The 14,753-nt window shown below is 43.1% G+C and carries 14 protein-coding genes; 8 read left to right on the top strand and 6 right to left on the bottom strand.

Annotation, left to right across the window (positions count from 1 at the left end):
- The coding region (locus tag ACE1CM_RS44350) for a tyrosine-type recombinase/integrase (RefSeq protein ID WP_374885851.1) at positions 1–535 on the top strand (535 nt) is incomplete at its 5' end.
- Between the two features lie 520 nt (positions 536–1,055).
- Positions 1,056–1,367, top strand: coding sequence for a hypothetical protein (locus ACE1CM_RS44345; protein WP_374885849.1), 312 nt, complete (start codon positions 1,056–1,058; stop codon positions 1,365–1,367).
- On the opposite strand, the gene ACE1CM_RS44340 is transcribed toward ACE1CM_RS44345, so the two are convergent.
- Both ACE1CM_RS44340 and ACE1CM_RS44335 read right to left on the bottom strand, forming a co-directional pair.
- Complete coding sequence (locus tag ACE1CM_RS44340) at positions 1,364–2,449, bottom strand: RNA-guided endonuclease InsQ/TnpB family protein (RefSeq protein ID WP_374885847.1); 1,086 nt, start codon at positions 2,447–2,449, stop codon at positions 1,364–1,366. The two genes, ACE1CM_RS44345 and ACE1CM_RS44340, sit on opposite strands and share 4 nt — an antisense overlap.
- Before the next feature lie 266 nt (positions 2,450–2,715).
- On the bottom strand, positions 2,716–3,519 hold the full coding sequence (locus ACE1CM_RS44335; protein WP_374885846.1) for a hypothetical protein: 804 nt from the start codon (positions 3,517–3,519) through the stop codon (positions 2,716–2,718).
- A 405-nt stretch (positions 3,520–3,924) separates the two neighbouring features.
- Between ACE1CM_RS44335 and ACE1CM_RS44330 the strand changes: the two genes are divergently transcribed.
- The 5 genes from ACE1CM_RS44330 (at position 3,925) to ACE1CM_RS44310 (ending at position 11,947) form a co-directional block, all read left to right on the top strand.
- Positions 3,925–4,530, top strand: a complete 606-nt coding sequence (locus ACE1CM_RS44330) for a hypothetical protein (RefSeq protein ID WP_374885844.1) — start codon at positions 3,925–3,927, stop codon at positions 4,528–4,530.
- Positions 4,531–4,786: 256 nt separating this feature from the next.
- Positions 4,787–6,850 (top strand): dynamin family protein, encoded by a 2,064-nt coding sequence (locus ACE1CM_RS44325; RefSeq protein ID WP_374885842.1) that lies wholly within the window; start codon positions 4,787–4,789, stop codon positions 6,848–6,850.
- A gap of 84 nt (positions 6,851–6,934) precedes the next feature.
- The gene (locus ACE1CM_RS44320) at positions 6,935–9,025 is read left to right on the top strand and encodes a dynamin family protein (RefSeq protein WP_374885840.1); all 2,091 of its coding nucleotides are present in this window, start codon (positions 6,935–6,937) and stop codon (positions 9,023–9,025) included.
- A gap of 104 nt (positions 9,026–9,129) precedes the next feature.
- Positions 9,130–10,116, top strand: coding sequence for a M48 family metallopeptidase (locus ACE1CM_RS44315; RefSeq protein WP_374885838.1), 987 nt, complete (start codon positions 9,130–9,132; stop codon positions 10,114–10,116).
- Positions 10,117–10,120: 4 nt separating this feature from the next.
- Positions 10,121–11,947 (top strand): dynamin family protein, encoded by a 1,827-nt coding sequence (locus tag ACE1CM_RS44310; protein WP_374885836.1) that lies wholly within the window; start codon positions 10,121–10,123, stop codon positions 11,945–11,947.
- Positions 11,948–11,995: 48 nt separating this feature from the next.
- Here the strand turns inward: ACE1CM_RS44310 and ACE1CM_RS44305 are convergent, their stop codons facing one another.
- The gene (locus ACE1CM_RS44305) at positions 11,996–12,169 is read right to left on the bottom strand and encodes a hypothetical protein (RefSeq protein ID WP_374885834.1); all 174 of its coding nucleotides are present in this window, start codon (positions 12,167–12,169) and stop codon (positions 11,996–11,998) included.
- Between the two features lie 267 nt (positions 12,170–12,436).
- On the opposite strand from ACE1CM_RS44305, the gene ACE1CM_RS44300 reads away from it, so the two are divergent.
- Complete coding sequence (locus ACE1CM_RS44300) at positions 12,437–13,039, top strand: helix-turn-helix transcriptional regulator (RefSeq protein WP_374885832.1); 603 nt, start codon at positions 12,437–12,439, stop codon at positions 13,037–13,039.
- Positions 13,040–13,362: 323 nt separating this feature from the next.
- On the opposite strand, the gene ACE1CM_RS44295 is transcribed toward ACE1CM_RS44300, so the two are convergent.
- From ACE1CM_RS44295 to ACE1CM_RS44285, 3 genes are all read right to left on the bottom strand, one after another.
- Positions 13,363–13,542, bottom strand: a complete 180-nt coding sequence (locus tag ACE1CM_RS44295) for an HNH endonuclease (RefSeq protein WP_374885830.1) — start codon at positions 13,540–13,542, stop codon at positions 13,363–13,365.
- A complete protein-coding gene (locus tag ACE1CM_RS44290; RefSeq protein ID WP_374885828.1) occupies positions 13,539–13,895 on the bottom strand; it encodes a hypothetical protein in 357 nt (118 codons plus the stop codon). Before ACE1CM_RS44290 ends, ACE1CM_RS44295 begins: the two co-directional genes overlap by 4 nt.
- Positions 13,896–14,261: 366 nt before the next feature.
- On the bottom strand, positions 14,262–14,585 hold the full coding sequence (locus tag ACE1CM_RS44285) for a helix-turn-helix domain-containing protein (RefSeq protein ID WP_374885826.1): 324 nt from the start codon (positions 14,583–14,585) through the stop codon (positions 14,262–14,264).
- Between the last annotated feature and the right edge of the window lie 168 nt (positions 14,586–14,753).

The raw sequence follows: 14,753 nt of genomic DNA, 5'->3' as shown, positions 1-14,753 counted from the left end.
TGTGAAATTTCTATTTTGGACTGGCGCTAGAACTTCTGAAGCAGTTGGTTTGAAGTGGAAACACATTTCACCTGATTTCAGAACAATTACATTCACTGAGGCTGTTGTGAATATATCGTCTCAGGGGATCAGGAAAGGTACTAAAACGAAAAAATCTCGCAAGTTTCCTTTGTTTTCACTTCCTAAGTTAGTGGCACTACTCAAGAGTATCAAACCTGAAAATTGCGACCCAGAATCTCCGGTTTTTACTTCCTTAACTGGGAAACTCATCAACGCACACACATTCAATGCTGATGTTTGGAAGGGTTGTAAGCGTCATGAAAAGCAGGTTGATGGGATTGTGACAAAGTTAGCTAAAGAAGGCAAGATTAGCCACTATCGCCCACAATACCAAACACGTCACACATTTATTACTCAGCAGGTAGCAGCAGGAAAGAATAGTACCACAATCGCTCGTTGGGTTGGCAACAGCGCCAGCATTATCGAAAAACACTATATGGGTGACTTATCTCATGTTGGTGCTGCTGAATTTTAGGAAGCGATCGCCCATACTTATTCCCTTGCCGCCAGAATATTTTGCATGGGTGGGCTGACCACTAAGCGAGAGCTAGGTTGTCAGTCCAGCAGGAGCATTTAATAATACTCAAATAGATACGAGAACCCGAACCAGAACACTGGGTAATTGGCTCTGTTGTCTCATTTCATTGCACTCGAAAGCTGTTGGTGGGTACGCGAAGCGCCTGCTGTTGTATCCTGCTTCAACATGTGAGATGCAAAGCACGGGAACGAAAACCGAGCAATTACGTCACAAGTCCGAGCATCGGAATGCCTACACATCGCAACTGCTGGCATTGTAGCAACGGTGCGTAGCGAAACTAAAGGCAGATTCCATCTGCGTGCAACCAACATCAACCCTTGCGATAACCATCTGACCATAAGTAAAACCGATCGGTTTCATCAGGATCAGAACCCAAAATGGCAGCGATGTCGAATCTGCTGCCGTGGAAAAACTGCTAACCGCAAAACAAAGTCGTTATCAAAGGGGTTCATCTACGATGAAGAATGGTCAACTATCAAGCGTACAGGATGATACGGCAACGCTGAGAATTTTAGAGCGCATTTATACCAGCGATACGAAACCCATATCCTTGGTATCCCTAGAAACGCACACCAATCTCTACTTCAACCGGGCGCTGCTTTCTATGCTGGGGGTTGAGCCTCAGAAGGTACGCCACCGCAATCTCAAACCGTTACATAAGACTTACCCAAAGCTACCCAGATATGTACAGATCTGGACTTTGATACTTACTTCCTGCTTCACCCTGGTAGTGTCGGCACTCACCAGTCCACAGACTAACCCCGTCTAACTGACGGTTTTTTGCAAATTAATCGCGGCGTTCAAATCTCTGTCTTGAGTGTGACCGCAACTGTGACATTCAAACACTCTTTCTTTTAACAAAAGTGTTTCTTTTTTAGCACCGCAATTCGAGCAAAGTTTGGAACTGGGGAACCATCGGTCAACTACCACCAGCCTAGCACCGTACAATTGACATTTGTAGGTCAACTGTCTACGAAACTCAAACAAACCCATGTCAGCAATAGATGCCGCCAACTTATGATTAGCCATCATCCCAGATACGTTCAAGTCTTCTATCACAACTATGCCGTGGTTTTTGGCAAGTATTGTAGTAAGTTTGTGCAACGTATCTTTGCGGATGTTGGCAATCTGGCGATGCAGTCTTGCTATCTTAATTTGAGCTTTTTTCCAGTTTCTATAACCTCGAACTTTATGGCCTTTCAGATATTGTATGCGGGCTAATCTTTGGCAGTATTTGCGATAAGATTTAGCCCCCGCTATTACTTCAACCGTGCTGAGAGTCGCCAGGTTTTTGATCCCGAGTTCAACGCCGACAATGCTTGTGTTGGCAGTCTCACAGCCTTCTACCTCGTGCCGAAAACTGATAAACCATCTATCAGCTATTCGACTAATTGTTACTGATTTGGGTTGAGCTTGTGGCAGTCGTTCGTAAGTCTTCAGCACTCCAATTACAGGTACTTGAATGAGGTGGCTTCCCAGTATTTTAACTGTGCCTTCTAATGTAAACGAATCCGACTTGCCTTTCTTTTTAAATTTAGGGACGCCAGCAGTTTTGTTAAAACAGTGCTGCCACGACTCGCGCAGCGCCATCAGTGCTTGTTGTGGGGTTGATTTGGAACATTCATAATACCAAGGACATTCGGGTTTGACCAACTTCACCAACAACTTATGCAGGTCAATGGCAGTGGGAAATTTGAGTTGGCTATCGGGATTGCTTTTGTTGTAGTCCAGAATGTTTTTGGTGATAAACAAACCCCAATTCCAAGCGTGACGCGCTACTCCACAATGTTTGACGAAGTGAGTGCGTTGAGAGTTGTTAATTTTGAGTTCGGTTTTAAATCCCAGTAACATGGTAATTTTTTAATCCATGATTACAACTCGTGTTGTTACCGCATGGGCCAAGATTGCATCTAACCAAGTATAGACCGCGATCTAAGTAAAGGAAACCGTACAGACTGATAATTGGTTCACCAAAGTGTCTAATAATGGGTAATAATGTCTAATGATTAGGTTTCAGTTACTACCCCTACTGGCTACGCCCAGAAGAAATGCGCCCTGACTTGCCTTCTGATTACATTCCGATGCAGCTACAAGAAATTTTGGACGAATTGCGAACTTCAAGCCTGCTGCAAAATCGTCGTTATACGGGCTGGCGAGAAAACCAGTATGGTATTTGGACTGCTGATATAGAGGCAATTCAGGTACAAGGAGAGTGGGCCAGAATGATGGTAACTCACGACTTTGAGCCAGCCCAATAACTTAATTATGGTTACCATTTTACTTGGTTCCTCCGGCGGCTGATCGTCGGGGGATTTATTGCGATCGCGCACAAGGATTTCATTGGCTTCTACAATCAGATCGAGAACGCGATCAACGCTTAACGAAAGTACGGGCGCTAAAAAGTAAGCCAAACTTTGATGAATGGGTTTACCAATGAGCAAGCTGTCTAGTTCTGCCTCCGTGAGTCTGGAAATTCGCAGAAATTCTGTGCGACCTTTTGCTTGCACCTGAGTTCCAACCATTTCAATCAGGGTAGGCATGTCTTTCCCCTGGCTCTCTTTTTCTGTACAAAGAGATTTTATAGCACTTTGAGATTCTGCATCATTTTGCGCGTAGGATGTAGCCCTTTGGTTAGCCATCGCCCACAGTTCTTCTGCCGTATAAGGGGTAAACGGAGCAATCTGGGTGAGCAAATGGCGATCGATTTGTTTGCTGGTATCTTTTCGATCGGCTCGACCGGCATTTTTCAACCGATTGATCGAACTTTTCTTGGCGTACCGATCTCCCCAATGCCGATTCACCAATTCAGTAAATTCTCTAACGCTCAAAGGTTTACCATCAGCACCATGCTGGCGCATTGCTTTTTCTATAATTTCGCCTAAATATCGTAAAGGCTGCTTTTGATGACACAACTGATCCATAAGACTTACACAACGCCGTATACAACCGGACATTGACGTTTAGCTAATTGAAAGATTATCGTATGATTAGGAGATTTCTGTGAGCAAACATACGATAGCACTTCGGGGTTTGTCTGTGCCATTGAGTACTTCAACGTCAGTAGTTGCCTCATCTCACCACCCGGAAGAGATTGACGATTGTTAAGTTTGCCAACAGTATCAATATCCTCACAAGAACTTCAAATTTTGCTTGTAATTTAAAGATAAAGTCATCCAGGTTAGAGAAGCCGAAGCTTCGCTACGTGAGCGATGTTTTCTAGTTCTGTATTGGCAACCGCCAGTCTACCACTTACCTAGTTCTTTTTGGGTACAGATTGTGAAACAGTAATTTGTTACAACTTCCCATTTGCACAGGGAGGCATATTTATGAACTCAAGCTTGAGTTTCAAAAGGTTTTCTGACTGTCTAGCTAATTCATTAACGGATATCTATCGTGTCGGTAGCCTAAGTTTTGTGTTCATGTGCGCTGGCGTTGTCATCACACTGGTTGGACACTTTGTCAATGATTGGTTGTTTGGCATTGGTATTTCGTTAGTTATCTCCTGTTTAGGCTTTTTTATCTACGCTAAGTTCAAAAGTTTAAAAGAGATATCTCAACTGATTCAAAAAAATCAGGCATCCATTGATTTAGCTCAGGAGACTGCTATTGAATTAACAAAAACTTTTAATGTTATTGAGTCATTCACCCTTAGTCATATCAGATCAGTGAATAGAGTTTTAGATATGATTTTCCCCCGGCTGACAACTTTTCCAATTGTAGGGATAAAGCTGGATAAGATCGGCATTTCCCAATTGCAAAATGTTTCTAAACATATAGTGTATATGATGCTGAAACTAGAAAAAATAACTAAATACATGGAAAAAGCTTTGGTTAATGCAGAGACTCAAAAACTTGAAATTTATCCCAATAAATTGAGACAAATTAGCCAGACATTAAGAAAAAAATTGGCAACTCAAGCGACCGAAATTTGACATCGAATTCACAAGTTACTCACATCTATTTTTAAAATTAGAGGGAAAAAATTAAACATCAAAAATTGACAACACCAGTTGAACCAACCAAAACTAAGATCGACAACCCAACGTTTCGGAAGAAGAACGAAACCTTGACTATTTTATGGACGACGTATAACCTCTCAAGCTTTGAAAACCCAAACCATCAAACTTGTCTTAACAATAGTTGTATTTATTTTCATTATGTGATTATTTTCTCCGGAGGTATCTAAGAATGAAGTCAGCAGCGAACAAAAATTGTCAATCCCCTGGGGCGTTCGGAATTTATCAGAAAAATCTAATGGCTTTAGTGACAGATATAAAGCGACTGCGAGAGTTTTCTCAAAAGCTGAAGCTGGAAAATTCAGTTCGCTTAATTGATGATGTGCTAGAGCGTGTTGCTAATAAGTCTTTTTCTGTGGCAGTTGTTGGCGAGTTTAACCGAGGCAAAAGTACATTCATTAACGCTCTGTTGGGAATAGATATTCTACCAGCGGATATCGTGCCTACCACAGCTACTCTCAACCGCGTCACCTATGGGATTACACCGATAGCAAAAGTAATATTTAAGGATGGAAGAGAGAAAGATATAGCCATTGATAAATTGAAAAATTACATCACAAAATTGACACCAGAATCAGCAGAAACAGCCGCAAACATTAAAGAAGCATTGGTCTATTACCCACTTCATTATTGTCAGAATAATGTGGACATTATCGACACTCCTGGGTTAAATGATGAAGCCCATATGGATGAGGTAACTCTTTCCGTTTTGCCTCATGTTGATGCAGCAATCATGGTTCTGATGGCTGAATCTCCTTTTGCCGATACTGAACGGAAGTTCCTAGAAACTAAATTACTAACAAATGATCTGAGTCGAATAATTTTTGTAGTGACGGGAATTGACCGTTGCCATAATTATAAAGATGGAGAGAAAGCAATTGAGCATATTCGAGAACAGATTCAAGACCTTGTGATGAAGCGAGCTAAGGAACAATATGGTGAAAATTCTCCTGAGTATCAAGTTTATTTGAAAAAGATAGGGACACCAAGAGTTTTTGGTCTTTCTGCTTACCAAGCCTTACAAGCCAAACGTACTGATAATCATGCTTTGCTAACTCAAAGCCGCTTTGATGAATTTGAAGCTGTTTTAGAGAAATTCCTCACCCAAGAACGAGGAGCAATTGCCTTGCAAGTCCCTGTAAATCGGACAATCGCCTCAGCTAATGAAATTCTCAAAACCATAAACCTGCGGGAAAATGCTCTAGCAATGAAGCAAGAGGAGTTTGAGGCAGCCTATCACAAATCGCTGGCGGATATTCAAGACTTGCGACATAAAAACGCTGAAGAAATGAAGCGAATCGATGCTGCGGCTAAAGAGGTCAAGCAGCGCGTAAAGCCTTTAGCCAATCGTTTGGAATACGAGCTAAAGCAAGCTGCTAGTCAGGTGATTACATCTACATATATCAAACCTGACGATCTTGATGATAAGAAGGCTCTTAGCGAAAGGCTCGGTCGTAAGGTTTCTGATGCTGTGCAAAAAGCTGCCCAAAAACTGTCAGAGCAAATTCAGGCTGAAATAGAGCATGGACTGGTAAAAGAAGTACATCGACTTCAGGAATTTGCGAAGTCTGTGGATCAAGTCCTCCAACACATTGAAATGCAGTTTCTTTCTATTGATGCAGCTAGCCAACCTCAAGGAAATGCTGCTATAGAAAGTATCGCTGCTGTCTTAGCAGTTTATACAGGATTTGGTGGAATTTGGTCGGGATACAAAGAAGCAGGAATTAAAGGTGCTGCTGTCGGTGCGGTGGGTAGCCTTGGCACAGCTTTCGCGGCTGGGCTAATTGCTGCACTTATCGGATTGCCCATTACTTTTCCTGTTGTAATTGCTATTAGCGTTTTGTCATTCTTCACGGGAGGTAAGTTAGCTAAAGCGATGTTTGGTGAGGAGCAGGTGAAGAACTTTAAGGGGAATTACGAAGAAGCTGCTCTAAATGAGATCGAAAAGCAACTGAGGGATAATCGCCTTGAGGAAAGAGTAAATCAACAAATATCTGAAACCTTTGATGCTTTGAAGCAAAAAGTGCATCAGGAAGTAGAGTTGCTGTTAGAGCATACGCAAGAAACATTGACTGATTTGCAGGTTAAACGGGAGCGGGAGGAAGTTATGACCGAGCATCAACATCAAGAATTAAACGAGATGCGAGATGCTACCCAGCAGATTTTCAACAATGCCCAAAGGCTTTCGCAGCTACTTATTCAGCAAGTGAACTTGGCTGAAGCTCTCACTGTATAAATCGGTTAAGCTCTTTCCCTATTGGCAAATGCTCAAAACCTATTTGAGTAACTCATTCACCTAACAATTGCAGAGGTATGAATCATGACTACTGAAACCAATCAAAACAACCAAGTCACAGGTGGAATCATTGATTTCAACAAAACTCTAACAGCTTTAGTGGGCGATCTAAAAAAATTGAAAGGATTTTACATAAAACTGAAACTAGAAAACGTTTCACTACTTGATGAGGTACTAGGACGAGTTGAAAATCATTCCTTTAAGGTAGCTGTTGTTGGTGAATTTAAAAGGGGCAAGAGTACTTTCATTAATGCTCTATTAGGACAAGATATTTTGCCATCTGATATTAACCCCACAACTGCAACTGTTAACCGTGTGACCTACGCTATTGCACCATTAGTGAAGGTCATCTTTAAGGACGGTCGAGAAGAAGAAGTAGCTATTGACAAATTGAAAGATTACGTTACAAAGCTGACAGTAGAGGCAAAGAAAACAGCTACCAATGTGAAAGAAGCAGTAGTTTACTATCCGGTTCATTATTGTGAGAAAAATGTAGATATCATCGACACACCTGGATTAAATGATGAATCCGTTATGGATCAGGTAACATTTTCCGTTTTACCTGAAGTTGATGCGGCAATCATGCTCATTATGCCTCTAGCACCTTTCGCCGAGACTGAACGTCAGTTTCTAGTAGATAAATTAATCACTAGCGACCTAGGTCGGGTAATTTTTGTGGTGAATGCAATTGACCGTTGCAACACTCCAGAAGAGGCTGAAAAGTCGGTGAGCTATATCCGAGACCGCATCCAAGAGCACGTCATGGAAAGAGCTAAGGAGAAATATGGTGAGAATTCTCCAGAGTATGAGGTCTATAAGAAAAAGATTGGTACACCCAAGGTGTTTGGGATTTCTGCTTACCAAGCACTGCAAGCCAAGTGTAATCATGATAATGCTCTGCTGACCAAGAGCCGCTTTCGTGAATTTGAGGTGGCTCTAGAGCAATTCCTTACCCAGGAACGGGGAGCGACTATCTTGCAAGTTCCAATAAATCGGGCGATCGCCTCAGCTACCGAAATTCTCAAAGCCATTAGCCTTCAGGAAAATGGACTAGCAATGAATCAAAAGCAGTTTGAGGCAGCGTATAACAAATCGGTTGCTGAAATTAACGACCTGCGGAGCAAAAAAGCTCAAGAGATGAAACTAATTGATGCTGCGGCTGAAGAAGTCAAGCACCGTGTATTGCCTTTAGTTGAAAGGTTGGAAGAGGAACTGAAGCTGGCAGCTAATTCGGTAATTACATCCACAGAAATCCAACCCTCTGAACTGAGCAACAAAAAGGCTCTGCTCGAAAAGCTCGGTCGCAAGGTTTCTAATGCTGTGCAAAAAGCTGCCCAAAAGCTATCAGAGCAAATTCAGGGTGAAATTGAGCATGGACTGGTGAAAGAGGTATATCGACTCCAAAATTTTGCTAAATCTGTCGATCAGGCTCTCCAACATATCGACATGCAGTTCCTTTCCATTGATGCAGATACCCAAACAGAAAGAAATGCAATCACGGGGGGACTAGCTGCTGCTCTGGCAATATACACAGGATTTGGTGGTATTTGGTCAGGATACCAAGAAGGAGGATTGAAAGGTGTAGCTGTGGGTACGGCGGGTAGCATTGGTACGCTTTTTGCTGCTGGTGCAATTGCTGGGCTTATCGGATTGCCCATTACTTTTCCCGTTGTAATTGCCGCCAGTATTTTGTCCTACTTCACCGGAGGTTGGCTAACTCAGGCAGTCTTCGGCGGAGAGCGAGTAGAACACTTTAAGGAAAATTACAGCAAAAAAGCTCTTGAGGAGATTGAAAAGCAACTAAGAGAGAGCCGTATCGATCAAAAAGTGAATCAACAAATATACGAAACCTTTGACGCTTTGAAACAAAAAGTGCATCAGGAAGTAGAAACACTATTAGAAAATACCCAAAGTACACTCACCAATCTCCGTGCAAAACGGGAGCGGGATATCGTTCTCAGCGAAAACCAACTCCAAGAACTAAAGCAGATGCAAGAGGATACGAAGCAAATTTTAAGCACTGCTCAACGATTATCTCAGCAACTGATTCAGCAAGTAAATGTGGAAATGGATATAGTCCAGAATGAGTCCCAGGATGAAGCCCTAGCAGTATAAGTCTAATGGTAAATGGGGTCTAGGGAAAGACCCCATTTCCTAGCAGTTATTGTTAGTAGTCATGTTTTCTATGCTGAATAGTCTTGTCAATGGAGATATCAGCTATGCAAAATTTATCCTTAACCAATCCAACTACCGCCATTGACCTAGATTTTGGTCATTACTTAGCATCGCGAGAGGGAGAATTATCTTCTCACTTAGTAGGGGGTATTCCTGATTATGCCTTTGCCCTCGACCAAAAATTGCGCCAGCAGTTAGCAATAATGGGACCAGTGCGAGCGCTCGCACAATCTCTAGTGTCGATGTTAGTTCCAATCCAAAAACAAATCTATCAAATGGAAGGAGTTGCTGTTGGATCGCAGCAATATCCAGAAATTTATGAAATTGGTGAAGATTGCGCTCACAGACTGGGTATCGGTGTCCCCCAAATTTTTGTCAAATACTCACCAAGAATTAATGGTTACACCTATGCAACTGATGATGTCTCCCCAATGATTGTTCTTTCCAGCGCACTGGTAGAATTAATGGAAGCACCAGAACTGAAATTCGTCATCGGTCATGAATGCGGACACATCCACAATTTGCATGGCGTTTACAATACTGCGGTAGAACTAATTACAAACCCTTTGGCGGGTATTATTTTGCACTCGGTTCCAGGAGGGGAAGCGATGAAGATGCTTCTGCAAGGAAGTATCATGCTGTTCTTTATGAGTTGGAGTCGGTGTGCGGAAGTCACTTGCGATCGCGCTGGTTTGATTTGCTGTGGGGATCTCACTGCTGCTCAAATGGCGCTGGCTAAACTTGCTACTGGTGGAGTGAGTCGTCTCAAGGGGATTAACATTGAGGAATATCTCAAACAAATTCGTAGCGTCCAATCTACACCTGTTCGGCTACTAGAACTCACCGAAAGTCACCCAATTACTCCCAAACGCATTGAAGCAGTGCGTCTGTTTGCTGATTGCGACATTTTCTATGGTTGGCGTTCCGAACTACAACCTCCAACCTTGCTACGCAGCAAACGAGAAACGGATGAATTGTGCGAACAGTTTATCCGCGTACTGTCACAAGGGTATAAATCTCAAATGAATTGAAGCTATGGAAACTATGACCAATAAAATCCGCTACGATTTCGCCGCACTCCGCCAAGAGTTTTTGGAAATCTTTCAGGATTTTTCCACAGCAATGGATATCGAAAAAGTACGGCGCGTACTCGGTAAAAATTTATTCAAGCAACTTGGCACTCAGGAAAACCAGATTCGTGACCGACTAGCGGGGGAATTTTCCCTAGTGGTGGTTGGCGATTTCAAACGGGGTAAATCAACTTTAATCAATGCCCTGTTAGGAACGCAAATTGTCACGACAAACGTAACGCCAGAGACTGTAAGTATAAATCAAATTCAGTACGGACGGGAGTTAAAAATACAAGCTTGTTTGGCAGATGGGGGTCGGATTTCTCTAGAACCAGAGGATTTAAGTGCAGAAAGACTCCTGCCGATTTTAGACAAGCTACCGCAAAAAGTCAGCCATCTGAGTATTGACGCTCCTGTAGAATGGTTGCAGGGAATGCGTTTAGTTGATACTCCCGGAACTGGTGATATTTTCAAACAGTTTGATAGCCAAGTCCATGCTTATTTGTCCCAAGCTGATGCTGTTATTTTTGTGATTTCGGCACTTTCGCCTTTGTCGATGTCTGAGCGAGCTTTCCTGCAACTAGCAATTTTACCGCAGGACTTTCCCAAATTGTTCTTTGTTGTGAACATGATGGATATGGCTCGGAGCGATGCAGACGCTCAAAGGCTGCTAGATACGATTACAACCAAGATTACCCGTCTGTTCCCCAATGCGCGAGTATTTGGCGTCAGTGCGTTGGATGAATTTTGCCGCATCCAATCTTTAGGGCGACCGAATCCAGAACGCGCACAAGTATTAGAAGCAGATTTCCAAATATTTCGGGATTGCTTGCAAGAATCAATTTTACTGAATCGGGATTTAATTCATCTTAACCGCGCTACAGCCCAAATGGAGCGGATATTGCAAGGATTGGAATCTCAGATAAGTTTGCTACGCCAAGCCATGCAAACAGACAAATTGCGTCTCAGCCAAGCAGTCGCTCAATGTGAAAACGAATCTTCAGAATTGGTAACAAAAATTAAACAACACAAACAAATCATGCAAGATGCGATCGCCCAGTTCTCCGAACAAGCCTGTCAGTGGATGACTGAGTTTATCATCCGGTTGCAAAAAGAAGCGATCGCAACTATCCCCAACTATCAAATGAATGACATCCGGCGTCATTATCACTTTTTTCTCACCAATTCCCTGCGTAAAGCTATTAGTTTGTGTCTAGATGCCCATCGAGCTGCAATTGTTAAAAGTGCAGAACAAACCATAACTGCAATTTCTGAAGATTTTCATTCCTTAATTGACCTCAGATTGTCTGACACCAAAGTTGCAAAAGTGACTTTTGGGGACTTAGCTTGGACAAATTTTGATACTTTACAGATGGTCTTGCATTACAGTCCATTTGAGTTGATTTCCGACCTACTGATTGGGCAAGCAAGAATGTCGCAAGGAGCAAGCCAGACAAATAGTTTCCAAGAAAAACTGAAAAACGCGCTACCAGAATTGGCATCTTCTTTAACCCAACAGATTCAATCTGTTTATAACAATATTGCCGCCAAGATAGAACAACAAATTGAAACTGCTTACCAGCAAGATATAGAAAAATCTCTGGAAACCCTGCGGCAGGCACAAGAGCTATCTGCTGCTGGAGAGCAAAAAATAGCCACAACTGATCAAGATTTGCCGGAGATCTTGTCAATTTTGACTGATACTCGTTCCGCACTCAAAGGTTTTAAACAGAAACTCTGGTCAGAGATTGGGGGAACAGAAGTGAAGTTAGAAGTTTTTCCTGCCACATAAACGGTAAATATTGAATGTCTCCAAGTTCACCTCAAGTGTGTACTGAACTTAAGTAAAGTCCAATAGAGGTTTATTGCCAAATCTTTGGAATCGACTAAGGGTTTGGAGTTGCTCTTCATCGGTAATCGTTCCCGACAATTCGGATTCGATGGCGATTCTTATCCTCAATCCTTCATCAGGACATGTAACCCAAATTGGTGGAATAAAATTGTGCGAAGTCATTTTACTAAGCTTGATGATTGTGCTGTGCGAGTAGAGCAGCCAACTACCTCACAGCACGAAATTTTGAGCAATCTCAAAGCGGGTCAGTTGTAACTGATGAAAGTCATAGTAGCTTTGCAAAGTTAACTTTGCAAGGTTGAAATCAGGTCAAATTTTTGCAAAGCTAACTTGGCAATACGTTCATCAAGCCATTTCTACGGAGGATGGGGTTTAGCGCCAATTTTCTGGCTGAAATAGTAGAGGAGGTAGCAAGGGAGAATCTGGGTTTTGGAGAAATTCTGGACGGACAACGGGTTAAAAGTTTTAGGAAGGACAATTAGGAAAGCGCGTCACGAGCGAGGATGGAGCCAAAGATATGTCCGAGACTTAATGCAGGCGCTGTCGCGCTCTCGTTCAATGCCGGAATGCAACGTCACTGACGTGACCATTAGCCACATCGAATCGGGCAAGCACAAAGTAGCCCACAATTTGGTAATGGGAATTGCCGCCCTTGAGTTTGTCACGCATCCTGTGACTAATCGGCCTTTTACTTCCGATCAGCTTTCAGATATTGCAGCTGAATATTTAGACCCAGAAACTGGATGGTATTGCTTGCCACCTTATGAAAGACCAACCCTATCGAAGTTGCTCCAGATCGAAATCAAAAACCGTCATCCTTGGCAGGGACTTTTGTTCCTTTCTCGCGATACGCAAATAGCGGTTGATAGACTAATTCAACTGATTGAGGAAGACATGCCAACAGAGTCAGAAATCTGCGATTTGGCGATGGAATTATGGAAATCTCCTAGCGTGCGCTGGACTGAAGAAGAACTGCAAAACATCGTGTCGTTGCAGTTTAATGGTAGCCAAGTTGACCTCTCCGAACAATGACCCAGCCTTTCCAGAAAAGAGTTGCCCTACTCTGCTCTATTTAAGAAGATTTAGTTTACCCCAGGGAAAAAAGCCATTATGTTGTTTGTGGATGGGGTGGTGGATATTTTCCGCTCATAATGAGTTGCTCGCGTTCGAGGATAGGTTCTGGGAGGTTAAATTGCAGAATTTTAGCGGTTACGCGCCCTTGGGGAGTCAGTGGGACGATTGTTCCTCCCTCTAGCCGGAAGTGGTCTGACCATTTCTGGAGACGGGGATTAAAAAAGGGGGTTAGCTGTTGTGTTTCAGGGTCAATTGAACCGAGGTCAGTTCCTTTAAAACGGTTAGCAAGGACAGGATAACGCTAGGTTTTCAGCTGCGGTGATACCATCATGTTTTTCGGCAATGATGTGTTCCATTTCAAAGGCGAACAGTGAAGCCGTTTGGGGAAATCGGCAATACTCGCATTGTTCTCTAGCGCGTTGGGTCACTAGCTGACGCAGAGCGATTGATACGTAACTCATGCTGCTGCCTGCAAGCGTTTATAGGCATGTGCTTTGGCTAAGCGCACCCAATGTTCTAAGAGTAAGTATCGATCGAGTTCGACTTCTTCTGATTGGGACAGAGTGCCAGATTTATTGCGATCGAGCAGTTCGCTCATCCGGGCTTGCAATGCAGGCCTGGGGCGGATGGCGAGGATAACTTCTGGGCTGGGTTGACTGGCAAGCAGTTCGACGATCTGGAGTTCGTCTTGGTAGGGGATGGTTTCTGCGGCAGTGAGTTCCCCAAGTGCGCGATCGAGGGCTTCCGGGAGGCGATCGCCCAATTGTTGCAGTTTTTTGCCCAGGAGATCGGGTACTTCTAGAATAATCTGCATACTTCGGTAATGTTAGGGTAGAAATAGCTTTGATTGTAACAAACGGGCGAGATATTCATATTTTGAGTGAGTTGGCACTGGAAGATTCGCATTAATTTTACAAGTGCTACAAGGTCGAAAAATTAACCTAATTATCGATGAAACAGAGGATAATAAAAAAGGCAGTCAACGGATTATGTAGATAGACATTACATTGCTAATGTCGGAAAAATCGAGCATGGGATTGTGTCAGTTGGGGGAGCGAGATTGCTAAGGGAGTGGATGCTCACACAATTCATAAAACAGGTCGATTTATGGCGTCAATAAATCACCCTATCTGAAGACAGTTTGCATTTGTAGAACCGTTGGTAATTGACAAAAACTGGATTATGTGTATTGGTCTGTTTTACCGCTACTTTTCTCGCTTCGGCTATGAGGACAAAGTAAATTGAAAAGTTCAGTTGGAATTTCCTCGCGGTGTTCCAAAAGAAAGTCCATCAGCGCTAAGTGACGCAAGTCGCAGGAACTAGGAGCGCGATAATTGCGATCGCTGCCAAACCAACGCCGGACTGTCGCCGGTGAGCGAGAACAGATGTCAGCGATAATTTTGTAAGTGACATCCCATTGTCGGGGTGAAAGTCCCAGTTGGCAATGGGCGTAGAGGTTAATCAAGGCGAGTTCTCGTTCGCCAAGAGGACGAGGATGGGTCATAGGGCTTGTTCCCCCTGTGCCAGCAGTTGAATGCGATCGTAACAGTTAGACTAAATTCAGCAGTATGACACTCTTGCATTTAATACGACGATGACTGAAATTACCCTATCTCTACCAGAGGAAACATTACTGGCGCTAAAGTTAGATCCCCAGCAACTGGGAGAAGAA

It is taken from the genome of Microseira sp. BLCC-F43, assembly GCF_041929235.1.
Classification (GTDB): domain Bacteria; phylum Cyanobacteriota; class Cyanobacteriia; order Cyanobacteriales; family Aerosakkonemataceae; genus Microseira.
The sequence above is the reverse complement of the archived record's forward strand: the minus strand, read 5'-3'. Positions and strand labels throughout refer to the sequence as shown.

Coding starts and splice junctions, on each gene's coding strand:
- ACE1CM_RS44345 (WP_374885849.1), top strand. CDS start 1,056: ATGAAGAATGGTCAACTATCAAGCGTACAGGATGATACGGCAACGCTG.
- ACE1CM_RS44340 (WP_374885847.1), bottom strand. CDS start 2,449: ATGTTACTGGGATTTAAAACCGAACTCAAAATTAACAACTCTCAACGC.
- ACE1CM_RS44335 (WP_374885846.1), bottom strand. CDS start 3,519: ATGGATCAGTTGTGTCATCAAAAGCAGCCTTTACGATATTTAGGCGAA.
- ACE1CM_RS44330 (WP_374885844.1), top strand. CDS start 3,925: ATGAACTCAAGCTTGAGTTTCAAAAGGTTTTCTGACTGTCTAGCTAAT.
- ACE1CM_RS44325 (WP_374885842.1), top strand. CDS start 4,787: ATGAAGTCAGCAGCGAACAAAAATTGTCAATCCCCTGGGGCGTTCGGA.
- ACE1CM_RS44320 (WP_374885840.1), top strand. CDS start 6,935: ATGACTACTGAAACCAATCAAAACAACCAAGTCACAGGTGGAATCATT.
- ACE1CM_RS44315 (WP_374885838.1), top strand. CDS start 9,130: ATGCAAAATTTATCCTTAACCAATCCAACTACCGCCATTGACCTAGAT.
- ACE1CM_RS44310 (WP_374885836.1), top strand. CDS start 10,121: ATGGAAACTATGACCAATAAAATCCGCTACGATTTCGCCGCACTCCGC.
- ACE1CM_RS44305 (WP_374885834.1), bottom strand. CDS start 12,169: ATGACTTCGCACAATTTTATTCCACCAATTTGGGTTACATGTCCTGAT.
- ACE1CM_RS44295 (WP_374885830.1), bottom strand. CDS start 13,542: ATGAGTTACGTATCAATCGCTCTGCGTCAGCTAGTGACCCAACGCGCT.
- ACE1CM_RS44290 (WP_374885828.1), bottom strand. CDS start 13,895: ATGCAGATTATTCTAGAAGTACCCGATCTCCTGGGCAAAAAACTGCAA.
- ACE1CM_RS44285 (WP_374885826.1), bottom strand. CDS start 14,585: ATGACCCATCCTCGTCCTCTTGGCGAACGAGAACTCGCCTTGATTAAC.